The organism is Streptomyces diastaticus subsp. diastaticus (assembly GCF_011170125.1).
Lineage (GTDB): Bacteria > Actinomycetota > Actinomycetes > Streptomycetales > Streptomycetaceae > Streptomyces > Streptomyces diastaticus.
The window spans coordinates 1,426,073-1,444,999 of the sequence record NZ_BLLN01000002.1; the positions used below are offsets into that span (position 1 = coordinate 1,426,073).

The window sequence follows — 18,927 nt, forward strand, 5'->3', positions numbered from 1 at the left end:
CCGGTGCGCTGCGGGCCGCGGTGCCCGGCTATCCGGCCGTACGCGGAATCCGCCGCTCCCACGTGCGGTGGAAGATCACCTCGCCGCCCTCGGAGCAGGTCAGCTCGTTGCTGGTGAGGAAGTCCCCGGCGTCGCAGGTGATCTCGGAGCGGGTGCGGACCTCGGTGTCCCAGGCCAGTTCCGGGCGGCGCAGCCGGACCGTCCAGGAGGAGCGGGTGGTGGCGCTGAGCGGGTCGTCGTCGGTGATCGTGTACTGCTCCAGGGCGTCCTCGTGGAACTCCAGGCCGTCCGGGTAGATCCGGGTGCCGCCGTACCGGGGGTCGACGTCCAGGCGCCAGGTCCTGGCGGCCACGTCGTGGACGACGAGGCGTTCGGGCCGCCGGCCGGCGGGGTCCTCGGGGGCCGGGTGGATCACGGCGAGCGGCTCGGCCTGCTCGGGTTCGGCGAAGGCGATGGTGGCGTCCAGCGCCCGGTCCCCGGCGCCCCGCACCGGCAGTTCGAGACCGCTGCCCGCCGGGTCCAGGGTGAACCCGTCCTCGGAGCCGGGCTGCGGCCAGATCCACGGCCAGTACGCGGAGGAGACGGCGAGCCGGATGCGGTGGCCGGGCGGGAAGGCGTGGCCGATGCCGTTCAGCTCGAAGGTGACGTCCTCGGTGTCGCCGGGCCTCCACGGGGCGACCTTGTCGCGGCCGTACCGGGCGGAGAGGTTGAGGACGCCCCGGGTGACCAGGGTCGAGGAGCCGTCCGGCGCGACGTCGCAGAGCCGGGCGATGACCTGGCCGCGCGGGCTGGGACTGGTGAGGCGGAGCCGGACGCGGGGGCGGCCGAGGATCTGGAGCCGCTCGTCCACGGCGAACTCGAAGGCGGCCGAGTTGGCGTCCTCCTCACGCTGGTCGGGCGGCAGGTCGGCGTCGTTGCCGAAGGGGAAGTACCGGCCGGCGGCGAGCCCGGTGTGCTGCGGGGAGCGGACCAGGAGCGGCTCGCCCTGGAAGGCGTACTCGACCGGGGTGACGTACGGCGAGGGCCAGGCGGGGTCGCCGACCCAGTGGCCCTCCAGCTCCGGGTAGACGGTGGCGGGCGGGTGGGACTCGCTGATCCAGGAGCGGAGCTTGGGCTCGTTCATGACGCCGCTGTCCTTGCCCTTGAGGTGCTGGTCCCACCAGCGCAGCGTCTCCTGGAGGAAGCCGATCGCGGGGCCCGGCGGCAGGCCCCGGTCCGGGTACTGGTGCGACCAGGGTCCGATGAGGCCGCGTACCTGGTCGTCGGGGAGGTGGCGGACCAGTCGCAGCACGGTGTCGCGGTACGGGTCGTGCCAGCCGCCGACCGCCAGCACCTTCGCCTTGATCGCCGAGTAGTCCTCGCTGACGCTGCCGTGCCGCCAGTAGGCGTCGCGGGTCTGGTGGTCGAGCCAGGTGTGGATGAACGGGTCGACCGCCTCCAGCCGCTTCAGCCACATCCCGCGCCAGTCGGTCCCCACATACTCCGGGTCCGGCGGGCGGGAGACGAAGGCCAGCATGGTGGAGGCCCAGGCGTGCATGTCGACGGCGAGGACGGAGCCGCCCATGTAGTGCACGTCGTTGTCGTACCGGTCGTCGGCCGAGCAGACGGTGACGATCGCCTTCAGCGGCTCGGGGGCGAGCGCGGCGATCTGGAGCGAGTTGAAGCCGCCCCAGGAGATGCCGAACATGCCGACCCTGCCGTTGCACCAGGGCTGCTCGGCGAGCCAGTGGACCACCGCGACGCCGTCCGCCAGCTCGGTGGCGTCGTACTCGTCGCCGGGCAGCCCCTCGCTGTTGCCGTGGCCGCGCACGTCGACGCGGACCGAGGCGTAGCCGTGGCCCGCGTACCAGGGGTGGCGCTGCTGGTCGCGAGGGGCGGTCCAGTCGGTGACCCGGTAGGGCAGGTACTCCAGGAGGGCGGGGACCGGCTCGTCGGTGACCGGCCGCCAGATCCGGGCGTACAGGTGGGTGACCTCGGAGCCGTCGGCTCCGGGGCGGCCGGTCGGCAGCGGGATGCGGACGTCCTCGCGGACCGTCCGGTACGGCAGACCGGTGGCGATGTGCAGGGACATGGCGGGGGACCTCGCAGGGGGTGTTCGCGTGGGGGCGCGGGTCAGTGGACGGGGTGCATGGTGCGGCGCAGCCAGGGCGCGGCGGCGATCACGGCGAGACCGGCGACGACGGCGATGGAGCCGTTGACACCGAAGTAGGCGGGATGGGAGACCTCGCCGTAGAGCCGCACGACCTGGGACTGGATGCCGTTGGCGGCGGCCAGTGAGAGGAACCAGAGCGCCATGGTCTGGCTGGAGAAGGCGGCAGGCGCCAGCTTGGTGGTGGCCGACATGCCGGAGGTCTCCAGCAGGATGTCGCCGAGCCCGAGCAGCAGGTACGAGCCGACGATCCACCAGGCGGCCATGCGGTAGGTGTCGTCGGCGTGACCGGAGGTCGGCAGCACCATCAGCAGGAAGGAGAGCCCGCCGAGGACCACTCCGAGGGCGATCTTGTTGGAGGCGTGGGGCTGCCGCCTCCCCATCCGCGCCCAGACGGCGGCGACCACCGGCGCCAGCAGCACCTCGAAGGCGCCGAGCGCGGAGGCGTACCAGCTGGCCGGGAAGGTGAAGCCGAGGATCTCGGTGCGGGCGTTGGTGGATGCCAGCAGGATCATCGTCGAGTACGCCTGGAAGAGGATGAAGTTGAAGACCACCGAGGCGAGGAAGAGCACGACGTACGGTCGCAGGCGACCGCGTTCCGCCGGGGTGACCCGGGGGCTCTTGAACATCACCCAGAAGTAGGCGACCGGCGCCAGCACCGAGATCAGGGTGAGCGCGTCCACGAACCGGCTCAGCGTCAGCCAGCCGGCGAGGCTCAGCAGGCCGGCGAGGACGGCGAGGGCCACCAGGCCGCCGGCGATGAGCAGCACCGCCCGGCGCATCGCCGTCGGGGGCAGCGCGAACTCGGCGGCGTGCTTGCGCCCCGCGAGGTGGCGGCGGCCCAGCACGTACTGGACGAGACCGAGGGTCATGCCGACGGCGGCGGCCGAGAAGCCCCAGTGCCAGCCCTGGTGCTCGCCGAGCCAGCCGGTGATCAGCGGACCCAGGAAGGCGCCGATGTTAATGCCCATGTAGTAAAGGGCGAAACCGGCGTCGCGTCGCTCGTCGTCGGTGCGGTAGAGCTTGCCGACCATGGTGGCGACGTTCGGCTTCAGCAGACCGGTGCCGGCGCTGATCAGACCGAGACCGGTCCAGGTCATGGCGTCGGTGGGGACCGCCATGGAGTAGTGGCCGAGCGCGATGAGGACGCCGCCCCACAGCACCGCCCGGTACGAGCCGAGCATACGGTCGGCGAGCCAGCCGCCCGCCACCGAGACGAGGTAGACCATCGTTCCGTAGGCGGCGGAGACCGAGGCGGCGGTGCCCGGGTCCATGCCCATGCCGCCGCCCGCGACGGTGTCGGCGAAGAACAGGACGAGGATCGCCTGCATACCGAGGAAGGAGAACCGCTCCCAGACCTCCAGCCCGGAGAGGGTCGCGAGCCCTCTCGGCTGGCCGAAGAAGGCCGTGTCGTCCTGGGGCGGTGGCGCGTCCTCGGGGGGCGGCTCGCCGTCCGCGACCGGCGGGGGCCGTCGGGTTCGGTCGTCGTCTGCTGGGTTGTCGCTGGGCACGTCGCCTGCTTCCGCTCGTACGGGCAGCCAGGGCCGGGCGGGTGCGGCCCGGGCTGCGTGCCAGGGTGACAAACGGGGTGAAGGGCGGAGAGAAGGGGGTCGGACGGCGGTCGGGGCGGCCGGTGCGGTCGCACGGGGCATTTGCGAACATACCGGTCACCGGGGCTGGATGCCCGGGGGGCGGCGCGGGCGCGTCCCGGGCGTGCCCGCGCCCGTCCGGGGGCGACGCGTGACGGGCGATTCGACGGGCAGGCGCTCACGGTGATCGAAAGCAGACCGGATACGCTGACGTGAGCGCCGACGGCGACACATCGACAAACACTGGTGTTCGATCGACAATCGCCAGCGGCGCCGGGAAGACCGGTGCCGCCGGCGGACCGGGCCGACCGGGCGATCCGGGCACCATCAGCAGACAGGAGACCCCCTCGTGACCGTCGTCGGGCCGTTCGGGCTGAGCGTGCGGGACCAGGCACTCGAAGCCGATGTCCAGGCCGGAATGACGGCTGTCGAGGCCGGTCTCCTGGAGGCCACCAAGAGCGAGGTCTCCTTCATCACGGATGCCGCGCAGCACCTGGTGAAGGCCGGCGGCAAGCGTTTCCGCCCGCTCCTGGTGATGCTCGCCGCGCAGTTCGGTGACCCGGACGCGCCGGGCATCGTCCCCTCCGGCGTGGTGGTCGAGCTGACCCACCTGGCCACGCTCTACCACGACGACGTCATGGACGAGGCCGACGTGCGCCGCGGAGTGCCCAGCGCCAACGCCCGCTGGGACAACTCGGTGGCCGTCCTCACCGGTGACTTCCTGTTCGCCCGCGCCTCCCACATCCTCGCCGACCTCGGCCCCGAGGCCGTCCGCGTCCAGGCCGAGGCGTTCGAGCGGCTGGTCACCGGCCAGATCATGGAGACCGCGGGCCCGCGCGACGGCCGCGACCCGGTCGACCACTACCTCGACGTCATCGGCGGCAAGACCGGTTCGCTGATCGCGGTCGCCGGGCGGTTCGGCGCGATGATGTCCGGCGCCGACGAGCGCGTCATCGACGTCCTCACGCAGTACGGCGAGCGCCTCGGCGTCGCCTTCCAGCTCGCCGACGACGTCCTCGACATCGCCAGCGACAGCCACGAGTCGGGCAAGACCCCCGGTACCGACCTCCGCGAGGGCATCCCCACCCTCCCCGTCCTCCTGCTGCGCGACCGGGCCCGCCGCGAGTCCCGCCCCGAGGACCTCGCCCTGGTCGCCCTCCTCGACTCCGACCTGTCCGACGACGCCCGACACGCCGAGGCCCTGGCCGCGATGCGCGCCCACCCGGCACTGGAGCAGGCCCGCCGCGAGACCGTCCGGTACGCCGAGGAGGCACGCGCCGCCCTCACCCCGCTGCGCGAGTGCCCGGCCAAGGCCGCCCTGACCGAACTCTGCGACGCGGTGGTGCACCGGGCGGGCTGACGCCCCGTCGGCCCCGAGCGTCCCCTACGGGTCGTTCCTCCCGGAGTCCGCCCGCCGTCATCCTCCAGCGGTACACCGGGTTGAGCCCCGGGGCTGACGCGTCGCGGCCTCCGTTTTGGTCAGATGGTGGAAGACCGCTCCTTGCCCCGACCGGGTGAGCGCGCCAGGCGCCGCAGGGCGCGAGCGGACACCGAGTACCACCGCGACCACGGAGGAAGCGCCATGGCACCGAACGATTCCGCTACGAGCCCCACCGCCCCCGCCGGACAGCGCGGGCCCGCCCGGCTCGCCGCCCGGTACGGCGTGCCGGTCGCCGTCATCGGCGTGGCCGCCGTCACCATCGGCCTGGTCCCCGCGCTCGCCGCGAGCGGCGACCCGGACCTGCCCGAGGTCACCGCCCAGGAGCTGGTGGAGAAGATCGCCGCCTCCGAGACCGACCGGTTCTCCGGCACCGTCAAGGTCTCCGTCGACCTGGGGCTCCCCTCCTTCGGCGGCCTCGACCTCTCCGAACTGGCCGGCAGCCTCGGCGCCGAGGGCGAGGGCGGCAAGGGCGGCACCACCGCCACCCCCGAGGAGAAGCTGACCTCGCTGGCCTCCGGCACCCACACCCTGCGCGTCGCGGGCGACGGCCCCGACCGCCAGAAGCTCACCTTCGTGGACGGCGCCGACGAGTACAGCCTCATCCGCGACGGCGAGCAGGTCTGGGCCTACGACGGCTCCACCGGCGAGGCCCTGCACACCAGGGGCGAGTCCGGCGGCACGGCCAAGGGCGACCGCCCGGCCGACGACCACGCCTCCGGCATGTCCCCGAAGGAACTGGCCACCCAGGCGCTGGACGCCGCCGACGAGACCACCCGCGTCACCGTCGACGGCACCACCAGCGTCGCGGGCCGCGACGCCTACCAGCTCGCCCTCAGCCCCAAGGACTCCGGCTCCACCGTCAAGGCCGTCCGCATCGCCGTGGACGCCGAGACCGGCACCCCGCTGAAGTTCACCGTCGCCCCGGCCGGCGGGGGCAAGGCCATCGTCGACGCGGGCTTCTCCAAGATCGACTTCGCCCGCCCGGCCGCCGGCACCTTCGCCCCGCCGAAGGACGCCAAGATCACCGAGTCGGACCGACTCGGCCCGCGCGAGGCGCCCGGGAGCGGCGACCACGCCAAGGCCCCGAAGGACGCCGAGGCCGCCCTGAACTCCCTCCCCGGCCCCCTCGCCGGCCTCGCCTCGGCCGACGGCACCGAGGTCCACGGCAAGGGCTGGGCCTCGGTGGCCGAACTGACCTTCCCCGAGGGCGAGGGCCTGCCGACCGGCGGCTCCGGCTCAAACGCCCCCGCCGGCCTCTCCCTCGACTCCCTCGGCAAGAAGGTGAAGGGCGACTTCGGCACGGGCACCCTCTTCTCGACCCGTGTCGTCAACGCCCTGGTCACCGAGGACGGGCGGGCGTTCGTCGGGGCGGTGACCCCGGAGAAGCTGATGGAGGTGGCGGGGAAGTAGGGCCCCGGCGGGTAGCTGACCTCGCGCCTGCATGTGGCGAGGCCCCGCCCTTCGACTCCGGCTCGGAGCCGAAGGGCGGGGCTTGCTCGTGCGGCACGGGCCAGGCCCCGGAAACTCCTGTGCCCGTACCTCGCGGGCACAGGCCTCCAGGGACGCCCCCTAGTGCACGCAGAACTCGTTCCCCTCCGGGTCCCGCATGACCACCCAGGTGCCCCCGGCCTCCGCCACCTCCCGCTCCACCGTCGCCCCCAGTTCCGTCAGGCGCCGGACCTCGGACTCGCGGGGGCGTCCGCCGGAGTGGAGGTCGATGTGGAGGCGGTTCTTGGCGGACTTGGGTTCGGGGACGCGCTGGAAGAGGATGCGGCGGCCCTCGCCGGCGCCGGTCTCCTCGTCGACCGGGTCCTCGGGGTGGCGTACGGCGATCAGGTCGCGCCAGGCGCGGCGGCCCTGGAACTCGACGGTGGCCTCCTCGGGGGCGCCGCCGAAGCTGAGGACGCGCGCGATCAGGGCGTCGTTGTCCTCGATGGCGTAGCCGAGCGCCCCCGACCAGAAGAGGGCCTGGGCGTGCGGGTCGTGGGCGTCGACGACGAGTTTCCAGTGGACGGGGGTGACGGGCGTGGCGGGTGGGGTCGGGGAAGTCATGCGGTCATTCAAGCGCCGGGGGGCGGCGGGGGAGGGGCGAACACGGTGAACGGGCGCGCACGGGGAGCCCAGGCGGCTCCGGGGTACCGTTCGGGCAGCCGCCGTGGCAGGTCCCGGCGCCCGGGGGAGCAAGGGGGGGGCAGCCGTGCGGGACGACGGCGTGGCGGGCGGTGTGGTCCCGGACGGACGCGCGGCAGGGGGCGAGCGACGGTGGGCGTGGCCCTTGACCGTGGCCGCCAACCTCTGCCTGGGGGTGGTCGGACTCGTCCCCTTCTTCCTCCTCATGCTCTTCCTCATCAACTTCCCGCTCGCCGCGCTCGGTCTCACCAGCCGCGAACCGACCGAGAACGACGGCATGTTCCCGTGGGCGGTGGTCCTCACCCCGCTGCTCCTCGGCCTCTGCGCCCTGTGGTTCCTGGCCAACCTGGGGCTCAGGAACCTCACACCTGCCGAGCACGCCCGCCGCCACTGGTGGCTCGCGGCCTTGCTGACCAGCGCCCCCGCTCTCTCCCTGCCGGTGGGGGCGCTGGTCAGCGGCTCGTTCTGAGGGTCAGCCGGACGACGCCGCCACCCGGCCGCCCGCCAGCTCCAGTCGCCGCCCGGTGAAACGCTCCCGGAAACGCCGGTCGTGGGAGACCACGACGACCGCGCCCGCGTACGCCTCCAGCGCCTCCTCCATCTCCTCGACCAGGGTGAGCGAGAGGTGGTTGGCGGGTTCGTCGAGGACCAGCAGGTCGGCGGGGCGGGAGACGAGCCGGGCCAGGGAGAGCCGCCGCCGCTGGCCCGCCGAGAGGGCAGGAACCGGCACGGCCAGGTCGTCCTCGCGGAACAGGCCCAGCGCCAGCAACTCGGCCGCGTACTCGTCCGGGTGGCCCGGCCGGCCCGCCGCGTACGCGGTGAGCAGCGGCACCGGCGCCGGGTCGACGGGCAGTTCCTGCGCCAGGTGGGCGATCCGGGCGCCGGGGGCGCGTTCGACCGTGCCGGCGTCGGGCTTCAGGGCGCCGCAGACCACCCGGAGCAGGGTGGTCTTGCCGGCGCCGTTCGGCCCGGTCACCAGCAGGCGACCGCCTCGCTCGACCTGGAGCGCGTCGACGTGCAGGCGGCCGGCGACGCGTACGCCGGTGAGGGCCAGCAGGGGCGCGGACCGCTCCGGCTCCGTGTCCGGGCCGGTGTGCGGGCTGAGGGCGGCACGGAAGCGGAGCGGCTCGGGCGGCGGCGGGACGGGAGCGGCCCGGAGCCGGTCCAGGCGCTCCCGGGCGGCCCTGACCTGGCCCGACAGCTTGTTCTCGGAGGAGCGGCGATGCTTGCCGAACCCCTCGCCGGGGTCGCGCCCGGTCGTCGCGAGGCGGTGTCCCGCCGCGGCGACCAGCTCCTGCGTCCGGGCGACCTCGGCCACGTACTCCTCGTACTCGTGGGCCCGGCGGCGCCGGGCGGCGGCCTTGGCGCGGCGGTAGCCCGGCCAGCCGTCGCCGTAGCGGGTGACGGCGCGGGTGTCGCGGTCGACCTCCAGGATCGTGGTCGCCACCCGCTGGAGGAAGCCGCGGTCGTGGGTGACGGTGACCAGCGTGCCGCGGTGGGCGCGGAGCCGGTCGGCGAGCCAGTCGGTGGAGCGGTCGTCGAGGTGGTTGGTGGGCTCGTCGAGCAGGAGGAGTTCGGGGGCGGCGGCCAGCACGCAGGCGAGCGCCAGCCGCGACTGCTCCCCGCCGGAGAGCGAACCGAGCCGCCGGTCGCGGCCGAGGTGGCCGAGGCCCAGGTGGTGCAGGGAGGTCTCGACCCGGGTGTCGGCCCGGTAGCCGTCGCGGGCCTCGAAGGCGGCGAGCAGTTCGCCGTACTCGGCCAGCTCACGCTCCCCGGCCTCGCCCAGCCGCTCCCCGGCCGCCTGGAGCCGGGACTCCAGCTCCCGCAGGCCGGCGAGGGCGTCGTCCACGGCGTCCTGGACGGTGAGGTGCGGCGCGAGGTCGAGGGTCTGGCGGAGGTGTCCGGTGCCGCCCGGCGCGACCACGGTGATCTCGCCGGAGTCGGGCGCCTCGGCCCCGGCGATCAGCTTGAGCAGCGTCGACTTGCCGGAGCCGTTCTCGCCGATGACCCCGGCGCGTTCACCGGGGCGGACGGTCAGCGAGACCTGGTCGAGGACCGCCCGCTCGCCGTACGCCTTGGAGACGTCCTTCAGGGCGAGCTGGGCGGAACGGGCGGGGGCGTGCGGGGTGCGGGGGATAGGGGTGCGCGAAGGCATGGGTGTCCCTGGGATGCGTACGGACCGTGGGCGCGGAAGAGCGCGTTCCGGCAGGCCCGGGCGTGCCGGCGGACATCCCCGCCTCAGGGTGGCGGACGCGCGGCTCAGCTCACGGGGCGCGGAACGCGCTCGCGCTCAGCGGAAGTAGTAGTACGAGTACATACGCATGAGGCCAGGCTAACGGGGCCGGGCCGGACGCCGCCAACGGTTTCTCGCGGGCGGCCCACCTGTAGCCTCCGTCCGGCCGCTCAGAGCCGGGGCGCGGGGTCCTCGGCGGCGGCCACGGTCTCCGGGCCGGGTGCCGCCTCGACGGAACCGGAAGCCGCGGGCTGCTCGGCCGCCGGTGCCGCGGCCTGCGGAAGCCGGTCCGCCAGCTCGGCGGCCCGGGCGCGGTTGCGGTGGGCGGTGCGGAAGGCGTCCCAGGTCAACAGGGTCAGCGCCAGCCAGACCAGGCCGAAACCGGCCCAGCGCTCCGGCGGCATCTCCTCCTTGAAGTAGAGGACGCCCAGCACGAACTGGAAGACCGGCGCCAGGTACTGGAGCAGCCCCAGCGTGGAGAGCGGCACCCGGATCGCCGCCGCGCCGAAGCAGACCAGCGGCACCGCCGTCACCACGCCGGTCAGCGCCAGCAGCACCGCGTGCCCGCCGCCCGCCGTCCCGAAGGTCGACTCGCCGCGCGCGCCGAGCCACAGCACGAAACCGAGCGCCGGCAGGAACTGGATCGCGGTCTCGGCCGCCAGCGACTCGACACCGCCGAGGTTCACCTTCTTCTTGACCAGGCCGTAGGTCGCGAAGGAGAAGGCCAGCACGAGGGAGATCCAGGGCGGCTGCCCGTAGCCGAAGGCGAGGACCAGCACCGCGGCGAGTCCCGTGCCGACCGCCGCCCACTGGACGGGGCGCAGCCGCTCCTTCAGGAGCAGCACCCCCATGGCGATGGTCACCAGCGGATTGATGAAGTAGCCGAGCGACGCCTCGACCACGTGGTTGCTGTTGACCGACCAGATGTACAGGCCCCAGTTGACGGTGATCACGGCCGCCGCCACCGTCACGAGGCCGAGCCGGCGCGGCTGGCGCACCAGCTCGCCCGCCCAGCTCCAGCGACGCAGCACCACCAGCACGATCCCCACCACGGCCAGCGACCAGACCATGCGGTGGGCCAGGATCTCCCCGGCCCCGGCGGGCTTCAGCAGCGGCCAGAAGAGCGGCACGAGGCCCCACATGCTGTACGCGGCGACGCCGTTGAACAGCCCGGCCCGGGCCGAGAGGGCGCCCGCCGTCGCCTCCGGTGGCGCGGGCGGCGCGGGTGCGGTGGACGACGACGGCTTCACGGGCCCCTCCTGCGGCGACGCGGCCGACTGTCCAGCGCGGCCCTGAGCCGAATGTAGCGCCGCACGCCCGGGCTGTCATGTCCGTACCGCGATACGGTCCTGACAGTCCGGGCGAGGAGTTCCGGTGCGCGACCCGCCTGATGTGCGCCCCCCGCTCGATCCTGGAGCACGGCACCAGTCGCTGGGGTGTGCTGGTGCTGATCGCGCTCGCCGAGCGCTCCTACCGCTTCAGCGAACTGCGGCGGGCCGTCGACGGCGTCAGAGAGAAGATGCTCACCCAGACCCTCCAGACCCTGGAGCGGGACGGCATCGTCCACCGCGACGCCCACCCGGTGATTCCGCCGCGCGTCGACTACTCCCTCACGCCGCTCGGCCAGGAGGCCGCCGGCCTCGTCCGATCCCTGGCCCGCTGGACCGGCGAACGTCTCACCGGCGTGGAGGCGGCCAGGCGGGAGTACGACGCGCGGCGTGAGGCCACAGGCAAGCGTCGCGGATGAGTGGCCCCGGGCGCCTGCGCGCGGCCTGACCCCCGCTCCACGCCGACGGGCCGGGGCGCGCCGATCGGCGCGCCCCGGCCCGTGCCAGGTGGGGTGGGGGTGCCGCGGCCCGGCCGCGGCACCCGCGCGTCAGCCCGCGACCGTCCAGGTGTCGTTGCCCGTGAGCAGCGCGGACAGGTCGCCCTCGCCCTGCCGCTCGACGGCCTCGTCCAGCTGGTCGGACATGAGCGTGTCGTAGACCGGCCGGTCGGCGCTGCGGAAGACACCGATGGGCGTGTGGTGCAGCGTGTCCGGGTCGGCCAGCCGGGAGAGGGCGAAGGCGGTCGTCGGCGAGGCGTTGTGCGCGTCGTGGACGAGGATGTCCGCCTCGTTCTGCGGCGTGACGTCGACCACCCGCAGGTCGCCGGTGGCCGCGTCGCGGACGACGCCCTTGGCGTGGTCCACGCCGAAGCGGATGGGCTTGCCGTGCTCCAGACGGATCACGGCCTCCTCCGCCTGCTGCTTGTCCTTGAGGACCTCGAAGGCGCCGTCGTTGAAGATGTTGCAGTTCTGGTAGATCTCCACCAGCGCCGTGCCCGGGTGGTCGGCGGCGGCCCGGAGCACCTCGGTGAGGTGCTTGCGGTCGGAGTCCACCGTGCGGGCGACGAACGAGGCCTCGGCGCCGATCGCCAGCGACACCGGGTTGAACGGCGCGTCCAGCGAACCCATCGGCGAGGACTTGGTCAGCTTGCCGACCTCGGAGGTGGGCGAGTACTGGCCCTTGGTCAGCCCGTAGATCCGGTTGTTGAAGAGGAGGATCTTGAGGTTGACGTTGCGGCGCAGCGCGTGGATCAGGTGGTTGCCGCCGATCGAGAGCGCGTCGCCGTCACCGGTGACCACCCAGACGGACAGGTCGCGGCGCGAGGTGGCCAGACCGGTCGCGATGGCCGGGGCGCGGCCGTGGATGGAGTGCATCCCGTAGGTGTTCATGTAGTACGGGAAGCGCGAGGAGCAGCCGATGCCGGAGACGAAGACGATGTTCTCCTTCGCCAGCCCCAGCTCCGGCATGAAGCCCTGGACGGCGGCGAGGACCGCGTAGTCACCGCAGCCCGGGCACCAGCGGACCTCCTGGTCGGACTTGAAGTCCTTCATGGACTGCCTGGCCTCGCTCTTGGGCACCAGCGACAGCGACTGGAAGGAGCGAGGGGCGTCCGCGGCTGTGGTGGCGTCAGCCATCGAGGGCCTCCTTGAGCGCGGTGGCGAGCTGCTCGGCCTTGAAGGGCAGGCCGGTCACCTGGGTGAAGGACTGGGCGTCGACGAGGTACTTGGCGCGGATCAGCGAGGCGAGCTGGCCGAGGTTCATCTCCGGGACGACGACCTTGTCGTACCGCTTCAGGATCTCGCCGAGGTTCTTCGGGAACGGGTTGAGGTGGCGCAGGTGCGCCTGGGCGACGTACTCGCCGTCGGTCCGCATACGGCGCACGGCCGCCGTGATCGGGCCGTAGGTCGAACCCCAGCCGAGGACCAGCAGGCGGGCGCCGCCCGAGGGGTCGTCGACCTCGATGTCCGGGACGTCGATGCCGTCGATCTTGGCCTGGCGGGTGCGGACCATGAACTCGTGGTTGGCCGGGTCGTAGGAGATGTTGCCCGTGCCGTCCTGCTTCTCGATGCCGCCGATGCGGTGCTCCAGGCCGGCGGTGCCGGGCACGGCCCACGGGCGCGCCAGCGTCTCGGGGTCGCGCTTGTACGGCCAGAAGACCTCGGTGCCGTCGTCCTGGGTGTGGTTCGGGCCGGTCGCGAACGGGGTGCGCAGGTCGGGCAGGGTGTCGGTGTCCGGGACGCGCCACGGCTCGGAGCCGTTGGCCAGGTAGCCGTCGGAGAGCAGGAAGACCGGCGTGCGGTACTCCAGCGCGATCCGGGCCGCCTCGATCGCCGCGTCGAAGCAGTCGGCCGGGGTCTGCGGGGCGATGACCGGGACCGGCGCCTCGCCGTTGCGCCCGTACATCGCCTGGAGCAGGTCGGCCTGCTCGGTCTTGGTGGGCAGGCCCGTGGAGGGGCCGCCGCGCTGGATGTCGACGATGAGCAGCGGCAGCTCCAGGGAGACCGCCAGGCCGATCGTCTCCGACTTCAGCGCCACACCGGGGCCGGAGGTCGTCGTCACCGCGAGCGACCCGCCGAAGGCGGCGCCCAGCGCGGCGCCGATCCCCGCGATCTCGTCCTCGGCCTGGAAGGTCCGCACGCCGAAGTTCTTGTGCTTCGACAGTTCGTGCAGGATGTCCGAGGCCGGCGTGATCGGGTACGAGCCGAGGTAAAGCGGCAACTGGGCCTGTCGGCCGGCGGCGACGAGGCCGTAGGAGAGCGCCAGGTTCCCCGAGATGTTCCGGTAGGTGCCGGTGGGGAAGGCCGCCGCGGCGGGGGCGACCTCGTAGGAGACGGCGAAGTCCTCGGTGGTCTCGCCGAAGTTCCACCCCGCGCGGAACGCGGCGATGTTGGCCGCCATGATGTCCGGCTTCTTGGCGAACTTCGACTTCAGGAACTTCTCGGTGCCCTCGGTGGGGCGGTGGTACATCCACGACAGCAGCCCGAGCGCGAACATGTTCTTCGAGCGCCCGGCGTCCTTGCGGGAGAGGTCGAACTCCTTCAGCGCCTCGACCGTCAGCGTGGTCAGCGGCACCGGGTGGACGCTGTAGCCGTCCAGGGAGCCGTCCTCCAGCGGGGACTGGGCGTACCCCACCTTCTGCATCGCGCGCTTGGTGAACTCGTCGGTGTTGACGATGATCTCCGCGCCGCGCGGCACGTCGGCGATGTTGGCCTTCAGCGCCGCCGGGTTCATCGCGACCAGGACGTTCGGGGCGTCGCCCGGGGTGAGGATGTCGTGGTCGGCGAAGTGCAGCTGGAACGAGGAGACGCCCGGCAGGGTGCCTGCGGGGGCCCGGATCTCGGCCGGGAAGTTGGGCAGCGTGGAGAGGTCGTTGCCGAAGGAGGCCGTCTCGGAGGTGAAACGGTCACCGGTCAGCTGCATACCGTCGCCGGAGTCGCCCGCGAAGCGGATGATCACCCGGTCCAGCTTGCGGACCTCCTTGGCCTCGGTCTGCTGTCCGGCATCCGGTGACGGACCGGACGCGCCGTCCTGACCGGCGCCCGGCAGCGGCGGCCGCTGTTCGGCGACAACGGCGCCGTCGGCCTGCTCGGCTGTGCTACTGACCTGGCTGGTCACGGAACTGGTCCTCCCGTCGGGGCAGTGTGGTCTCCCCGCCACGGGGCAGGGACAGCGGGGGAAGCGCCGGCCCGTCGGCTCTCCCGGGGACCACCCTACGTCGGTAAGGGTGGCCTTCCTCGGGTTGCTCGCATGATGGACGGGCAGGTGAGACGGCTTCCCGAGGCACTTTGTATGGATATGTAAGCATCCGCGCTTCCGTTCGCGCCTCCGCGCTCCGGCGCGCGACTCGTTCTTTCGTCCCAGGCGGGATCAGCCCCGGCGCCCGGCTGGGTCAGCCCCGGAGACTAGGCCGTCCGACTGCCCGACTGCCCGACTGCCCGACTGCCCGGCCGCTCCGGACGGCCCCCGGCCCACCTCGCCGAGGCTGGGCCGTCCGCCACCGGGGAAGGCGCGGTGGAAGGCGCGGTGTGCCGGGCCTTCCCGGCGGCGGCCGGGCACACGGCCGTGGTCAGGAACCGGACAGCCGGCGGTCAGGAATTCAGGTACGTCAGCACCGCCAGGACTCGGCGGTGGTCGCCGTCGCTCGGGGAGAGGCCGAGCTTCTGGAAGATGTTGCTCACATGCTTCTCGACCGCGCCGTCGCTCACCACCAGCCGACGGGCGATCGCGGCGTTGGTCCGGCCCTCCGCCATCAGCTCCAGCACCTCCCGCTCCCTGGGGGTGAGGACCGCCAGCACGTCCTGCTTGCGGCTGCGGCCCAGCAGCTGGGCCACCACCTCCGGGTCGAGGGCCGTGCCGCCGCTCGCCACCCGCACCACCGCGTCCACGAACTCCCGGACCTCCGCCACGCGGTCCTTCAGCAGATAGCCGACCCCCCTGGTCTCACCTGCCAGCAGCTCCACCGCGTACTGCTCCTCCACGTACTGCGAGAGGACCAGGACCCCCACCCGGGGGTGGGTCTGCCGCAGCAGCACCGCCGCCCGCACCCCCTCATCCGTATGGGTGGGAGGCATCCGCACGTCGGCGACCACCACGTCCGGCAGGCTCCCCTCCGCCGCCAGCTCGTCGATGGTCTTCAGGAGGGCCTGCGCGTCCCCCACCCCCGCGACGACCTCGTGCCCCCGGTCGGTGAGCAGCCGCGTCAGCCCCTCCCGCAGCAGCACCGAATCCTCCGCGATGACCACCTTCACCTTGTCCTCCACCACACCCGCTCCCTGCACACCCACGGCCTACGCCCCCCGGGTCGTCCTGGTCCTGCCGGACCGCCGCGGCCTCGTGCCCCGGCGAGGGGTACAGCATCCCAGGGATCGCCGAAACGCGTCGGCGGGCGGCCGGAACAGTGGATGGCGGGGCGGTTGTGGACAACTTCCTCGCTCGTGCGGGTGAACGGACCGGGCCCAGGCGTCGCAGAGTCCCGGCGCCGGGACGGGTCCGCTCGGCGAGGCCACGGCAGGCGGCCTCCGGCATCGGGGCGGCCCCCGTCCTCGCGGCCGAGCCGGCGCGTCGGCCGGGCGTCTGGCCGGCCGGCCAGACGCCACCGCTCCGCAGGCCCGCGCGGGGCCCTCCCGGTTCAGGAGGGCCGCCAGGGGATCTCCGCGGTGGCGGTGGTGCCGGACCCGGCCGGGGAGTCGACCACCAGGACGCCGTCGACCGCGTCCATCCGCCGCGCCAGGGCGGTCAGCCCCGTACCGGCCTGCGGGGCGGCGCCGCCCAGGCCGTCGTCCGAGACCTGGAGCATCAGCCGGTGGCCGGAGCGCCAGACGTCGACCCGCGCCGAGCGTGCCTGGCTGTGCCGGCTGACGTTCTGGAGCAGTTCGGAGACGGCGAAGTACGCGATGCCCTCCACCGCCGGGGCGGGCCGCGCCGGCAGATCCACCTCGACCCGGACCGGCACCGGGCAGCGCGCGGCGAGCGCCGAGAGCGCCGGGTCCAGGCCCCGGTCGGTGAGGATCGCCGGGTGAATGCCCCGGGCGAGCCCCCGCAGCTCCTGGAGGACCGCCTTCACCTCGCCGTGCGCCGCCGCCACGAGGCGGGCCGCGCTCTGCGGGTCCTTCTCCAGCTCGGCCTTGGCCAGCCCCAGCTCGGCCTCCAGACCCTGGAGCCGGGCCTGCGCCCCGTCGCGGAGCTCACGCTCGATCCGCCGCAGGTCCGCCGCGGCGGTGTCGACCACGGCGCCCCGGTCCGACTCCAGCTCGACCACGCGGTTCTCCAGCCGCGACGGCCCGAGCAGCTCCGCCACCATCAACCGGTCGACCGAGGCCAGCCCCCGGATCAGCCACGGCACGAGCAGTGTCAGCGCGAGCCCCACCACACTGGCCAGGGCGATCTCCGGCGGGCTGTCGAGGTAGACCTGCCGGTCGCCGTCGCCGTAGAGCTGGATTCCCGGGATGTCGGCGTACCGGGGGAAGACCCACTGCCACAGCGGGTACGTCAGCATCGCCCAGCCGTACGCCCAGACGGGGAGGACGAGGCAGAAGGCGAACACCGCCCACGGGAAGTGCAGGAGGGTGTAGAGCAACTGGCGCCAGGACTCCCCGCTCCTGAGCACCGAGGTCATCCACCCGAGCACGCCGGGCTTCCGTCTCCGCACCGGCTGCGGCTCCGCCACGCGCAGGCCCAGCAGCGCCCGCGCCCTCGCCCGCTCCAGCACCCCGACGCCCCGGCACCCGGCGAGCCCCAGGGCCAGTACCGGGACGCCGATGAAGGTGACCAGCAGGCCCGTGCCGAGCGCCAGTGCCGTCACCGCGTAGACGAAGGTGGCGGTGGCGATCGGCAGGTTCAGCAGGAGGTGGGCGAAGTCTCCCCAGGTACGGGCCGCGAAGGGGGCCGCCAGCACCTGCGGGACCCGGCGCCGCCCGGACCCGGGCCGCACGGGGCTCCCCTGGTACTCGTGCTCGTGCCCGTGCTCGGTGGTCATCCGTCCGCCTCTTTCCTCGACCCCGCACATCGCCCGGTCGTCCGGCCGCGCCGCCGTGAGCGGCGACTCCACCAGAGTCGCCGCTCACGCAGGCCGGGGCCATGGAGCGGGCGGGGGTCCTGGTACGGGGGTTTCCCCTACCGCCGGACAGGTGCGGACCGCAGGGCGCACCACGGGCGCGGCGGCCCGCCCGGAGTGAGGCCGGGCGGGCCGCCGTGTTCCGCGGGAGGTGCGACCGTCAGCCGCCTTCGGCGGCGGGACGGGCGCGCCAGGGCAGCTCGGCCGTGGCCACCGTCGGCCCGCCGGCGGGGGAGCCGACCGTGAAGACGCCGTCCACGGCGTCCAGCCGCTCGGCGAGCCCGGCCAGCCCACTGCCGCCGTCCAGCCGCGCGCCGCCGCGCCCGTCGTCCTCCACCCGCAGCAGAAGCCGGTCGCCGGAGCGCCATACGTCGACCGAGGCGGTGCGCGCCCGGCTGTGCTTGCTGATGTTCTGGAGGAGCTCGGAGACGGTGAAGTAGGCGATGCCCTCGATGGCGGCCGCCGGACGCTCGGGCAGCTCCACCGTGGCCCGCACCGGCACCGTGCACCGTGCGGCGAGGGAGGAGAGCGCGGCGCCCAGCCCCCGGTCGGTCAGCACCGCCGGATGGATGCCGCGGGCGAGGTCCCGCAGCTCCTGGAGGGCCAGCTTGACCTCGCCGTGCGCCTCGTCGACCATCGCGGCCACCGTCGCGTCGGCCGTCCCCTCGGCCAGCTTCTCCTTCGCCAGCCCCAGCCCCATGGCGAGGTTGACCAGCCGTGCCTGCGCCCCGTCGTGCAGGTCCCGCTCGATCCGCCGGAGGTCCGCCGCGGCCGTGTCGACGACCACGCCCCGGTCCGACTCCAGTTCGGCGATCCGCTTCTCCAACTCGTCGGAGGGGGAGAGCAGTCCGCGCACCATCGCCCGGTCGGCGTCGCTCAGCAGCCGGATGAGGAACGGCAGCACCGGCCACAGCACCAGCAGCCCGACCAGCGTCACCGAGAAGGTGAGGACGCCCCAGGGCAGCCGCACCAGCGAGAAGAGCATCGCCCGCCAGCCGACCGGGTCCGACAACGCCTGCCACAGCCCGGCCAGGAACCCGGCGCCACGCCGCCGCGGCAGCGGACTGGGCTCCTCCACCCGCACCCTCAGCAACGCCCGCGCGCGCCCCCGCTCGAACCGTCCGAGCAGCCGCGCCCCGCCGAGCGCCACCGCGAGCAGCGGCAGGCCGATCACCGTGACGGCCAGGCCGCCGCCGAGCGCGAGCGTGGTCACCGCGTAGACGAAACCGACGATGGTGCACGGCAGGTTGGCCAGGAGGTAGCTGACCTCCCGCCAGGTCTGCCCCTCCATGGCGAGGAGCCGGGGGCGGGGCGGTGTCGGCTCGCCGGAGGGGCCGGGGGCGCTCTCGATGGTCGGTGTGCTCATGTCTGACAGGGTCCCCCGTCACGGGGGCGCCCCGCCATGAGGTGCGCCGGTCGCCGTGCCGGGGGTTAACCCCACCCTCCTCAGGTCCGTGGGCGTTCCGGGCCCGCCCGGGGCCGGACGGCTGCTTACGGCATCTTT

General features: G+C 73.6%; 14 protein-coding genes. 4 read left to right on the plus strand and 10 right to left on the minus strand.

Annotation, left to right across the window (positions count from 1 at the left end):
- Window positions 1–28: 28 nt before the first annotated feature.
- Window positions 29–2,071: a CocE/NonD family hydrolase gene (locus Sdia_RS07845; protein WP_189500157.1), complete on the minus strand. Its 2,043-nt coding sequence runs from the start codon at window positions 2,069–2,071 to the stop codon at window positions 29–31.
- A gap of 41 nt (window positions 2,072–2,112) precedes the next feature.
- The gene (locus tag Sdia_RS07850; RefSeq protein WP_115069704.1) at window positions 2,113–3,660 is read right to left on the minus strand and encodes a peptide MFS transporter; all 1,548 of its coding nucleotides are present in this window, start codon (window positions 3,658–3,660) and stop codon (window positions 2,113–2,115) included.
- A 427-nt stretch (window positions 3,661–4,087) separates the two neighbouring features.
- Here Sdia_RS07850 and Sdia_RS07855 point away from each other — a divergent pair, with 427 nt between their 5' ends.
- Entirely contained in the window at window positions 4,088–5,098 is a 1,011-nt protein-coding gene (locus Sdia_RS07855; protein ID WP_100452203.1) for a polyprenyl synthetase family protein, read from the plus strand.
- A 222-nt stretch (window positions 5,099–5,320) separates the two neighbouring features.
- Complete coding sequence (locus Sdia_RS07860) at window positions 5,321–6,589, plus strand: LolA family protein (protein ID WP_115069705.1); 1,269 nt, start codon at window positions 5,321–5,323, stop codon at window positions 6,587–6,589.
- A 159-nt stretch (window positions 6,590–6,748) separates the two neighbouring features.
- On the opposite strand, the gene Sdia_RS07865 is transcribed toward Sdia_RS07860, so the two are convergent.
- Window positions 6,749–7,231 (minus strand): VOC family protein, encoded by a 483-nt coding sequence (locus tag Sdia_RS07865; protein ID WP_100452205.1) that lies wholly within the window; start codon window positions 7,229–7,231, stop codon window positions 6,749–6,751.
- Between the two features lie 229 nt (window positions 7,232–7,460).
- Between Sdia_RS07865 and Sdia_RS07870 the strand changes: the two genes are divergently transcribed.
- Window positions 7,461–7,778, plus strand: a complete 318-nt coding sequence (locus Sdia_RS07870) for a hypothetical protein (RefSeq protein WP_229831089.1) — start codon at window positions 7,461–7,463, stop codon at window positions 7,776–7,778.
- 3 nt (window positions 7,779–7,781) lie between these two features.
- Here the strand turns inward: Sdia_RS07870 and abc-f are convergent, their stop codons facing one another.
- Complete coding sequence (gene abc-f / locus Sdia_RS07875; RefSeq protein ID WP_189500155.1) at window positions 7,782–9,464, minus strand: ribosomal protection-like ABC-F family protein; 1,683 nt, start codon at window positions 9,462–9,464, stop codon at window positions 7,782–7,784.
- 248 nt (window positions 9,465–9,712) lie between these two features.
- Window positions 9,713–10,792 carry an EamA family transporter RarD gene (gene rarD / locus Sdia_RS07880; RefSeq protein ID WP_189500154.1) on the minus strand — a complete coding sequence of 360 codons (1,080 nt, stop codon included), beginning with the start codon at window positions 10,790–10,792 and terminating at the stop codon, window positions 9,713–9,715.
- A 140-nt stretch (window positions 10,793–10,932) separates the two neighbouring features.
- Here rarD and Sdia_RS07885 point away from each other — a divergent pair, with 140 nt between their 5' ends.
- On the plus strand, window positions 10,933–11,289 hold the full coding sequence (locus Sdia_RS07885; RefSeq protein ID WP_371874238.1) for a winged helix-turn-helix transcriptional regulator: 357 nt from the start codon (window positions 10,933–10,935) through the stop codon (window positions 11,287–11,289).
- Window positions 11,290–11,418: 129 nt separating this feature from the next.
- On the opposite strand, the gene Sdia_RS07890 is transcribed toward Sdia_RS07885, so the two are convergent.
- The 5 genes from Sdia_RS07890 to Sdia_RS07910 form a co-directional block, all read right to left on the minus strand.
- The gene (locus Sdia_RS07890; protein WP_100452211.1) at window positions 11,419–12,504 is read right to left on the minus strand and encodes a 2-oxoacid:ferredoxin oxidoreductase subunit beta; all 1,086 of its coding nucleotides are present in this window, start codon (window positions 12,502–12,504) and stop codon (window positions 11,419–11,421) included.
- Window positions 12,497–14,485 (minus strand): 2-oxoacid:acceptor oxidoreductase subunit alpha, encoded by a 1,989-nt coding sequence (locus Sdia_RS07895; RefSeq protein WP_100452212.1) that lies wholly within the window; start codon window positions 14,483–14,485, stop codon window positions 12,497–12,499. Before Sdia_RS07895 ends, Sdia_RS07890 begins: the two co-directional genes overlap by 8 nt.
- Window positions 14,486–14,958: 473 nt before the next feature.
- Entirely contained in the window at window positions 14,959–15,618 is a 660-nt protein-coding gene (locus Sdia_RS07900) for a response regulator transcription factor (RefSeq protein ID WP_276529941.1), read from the minus strand.
- A 380-nt stretch (window positions 15,619–15,998) separates the two neighbouring features.
- The gene (locus Sdia_RS07905; protein ID WP_124287273.1) at window positions 15,999–17,345 is read right to left on the minus strand and encodes a sensor histidine kinase; all 1,347 of its coding nucleotides are present in this window, start codon (window positions 17,343–17,345) and stop codon (window positions 15,999–16,001) included.
- A 238-nt stretch (window positions 17,346–17,583) separates the two neighbouring features.
- The gene (locus tag Sdia_RS07910) at window positions 17,584–18,789 is read right to left on the minus strand and encodes a sensor histidine kinase (protein ID WP_115069710.1); all 1,206 of its coding nucleotides are present in this window, start codon (window positions 18,787–18,789) and stop codon (window positions 17,584–17,586) included.
- Between the last annotated feature and the right edge of the window lie 138 nt (window positions 18,790–18,927).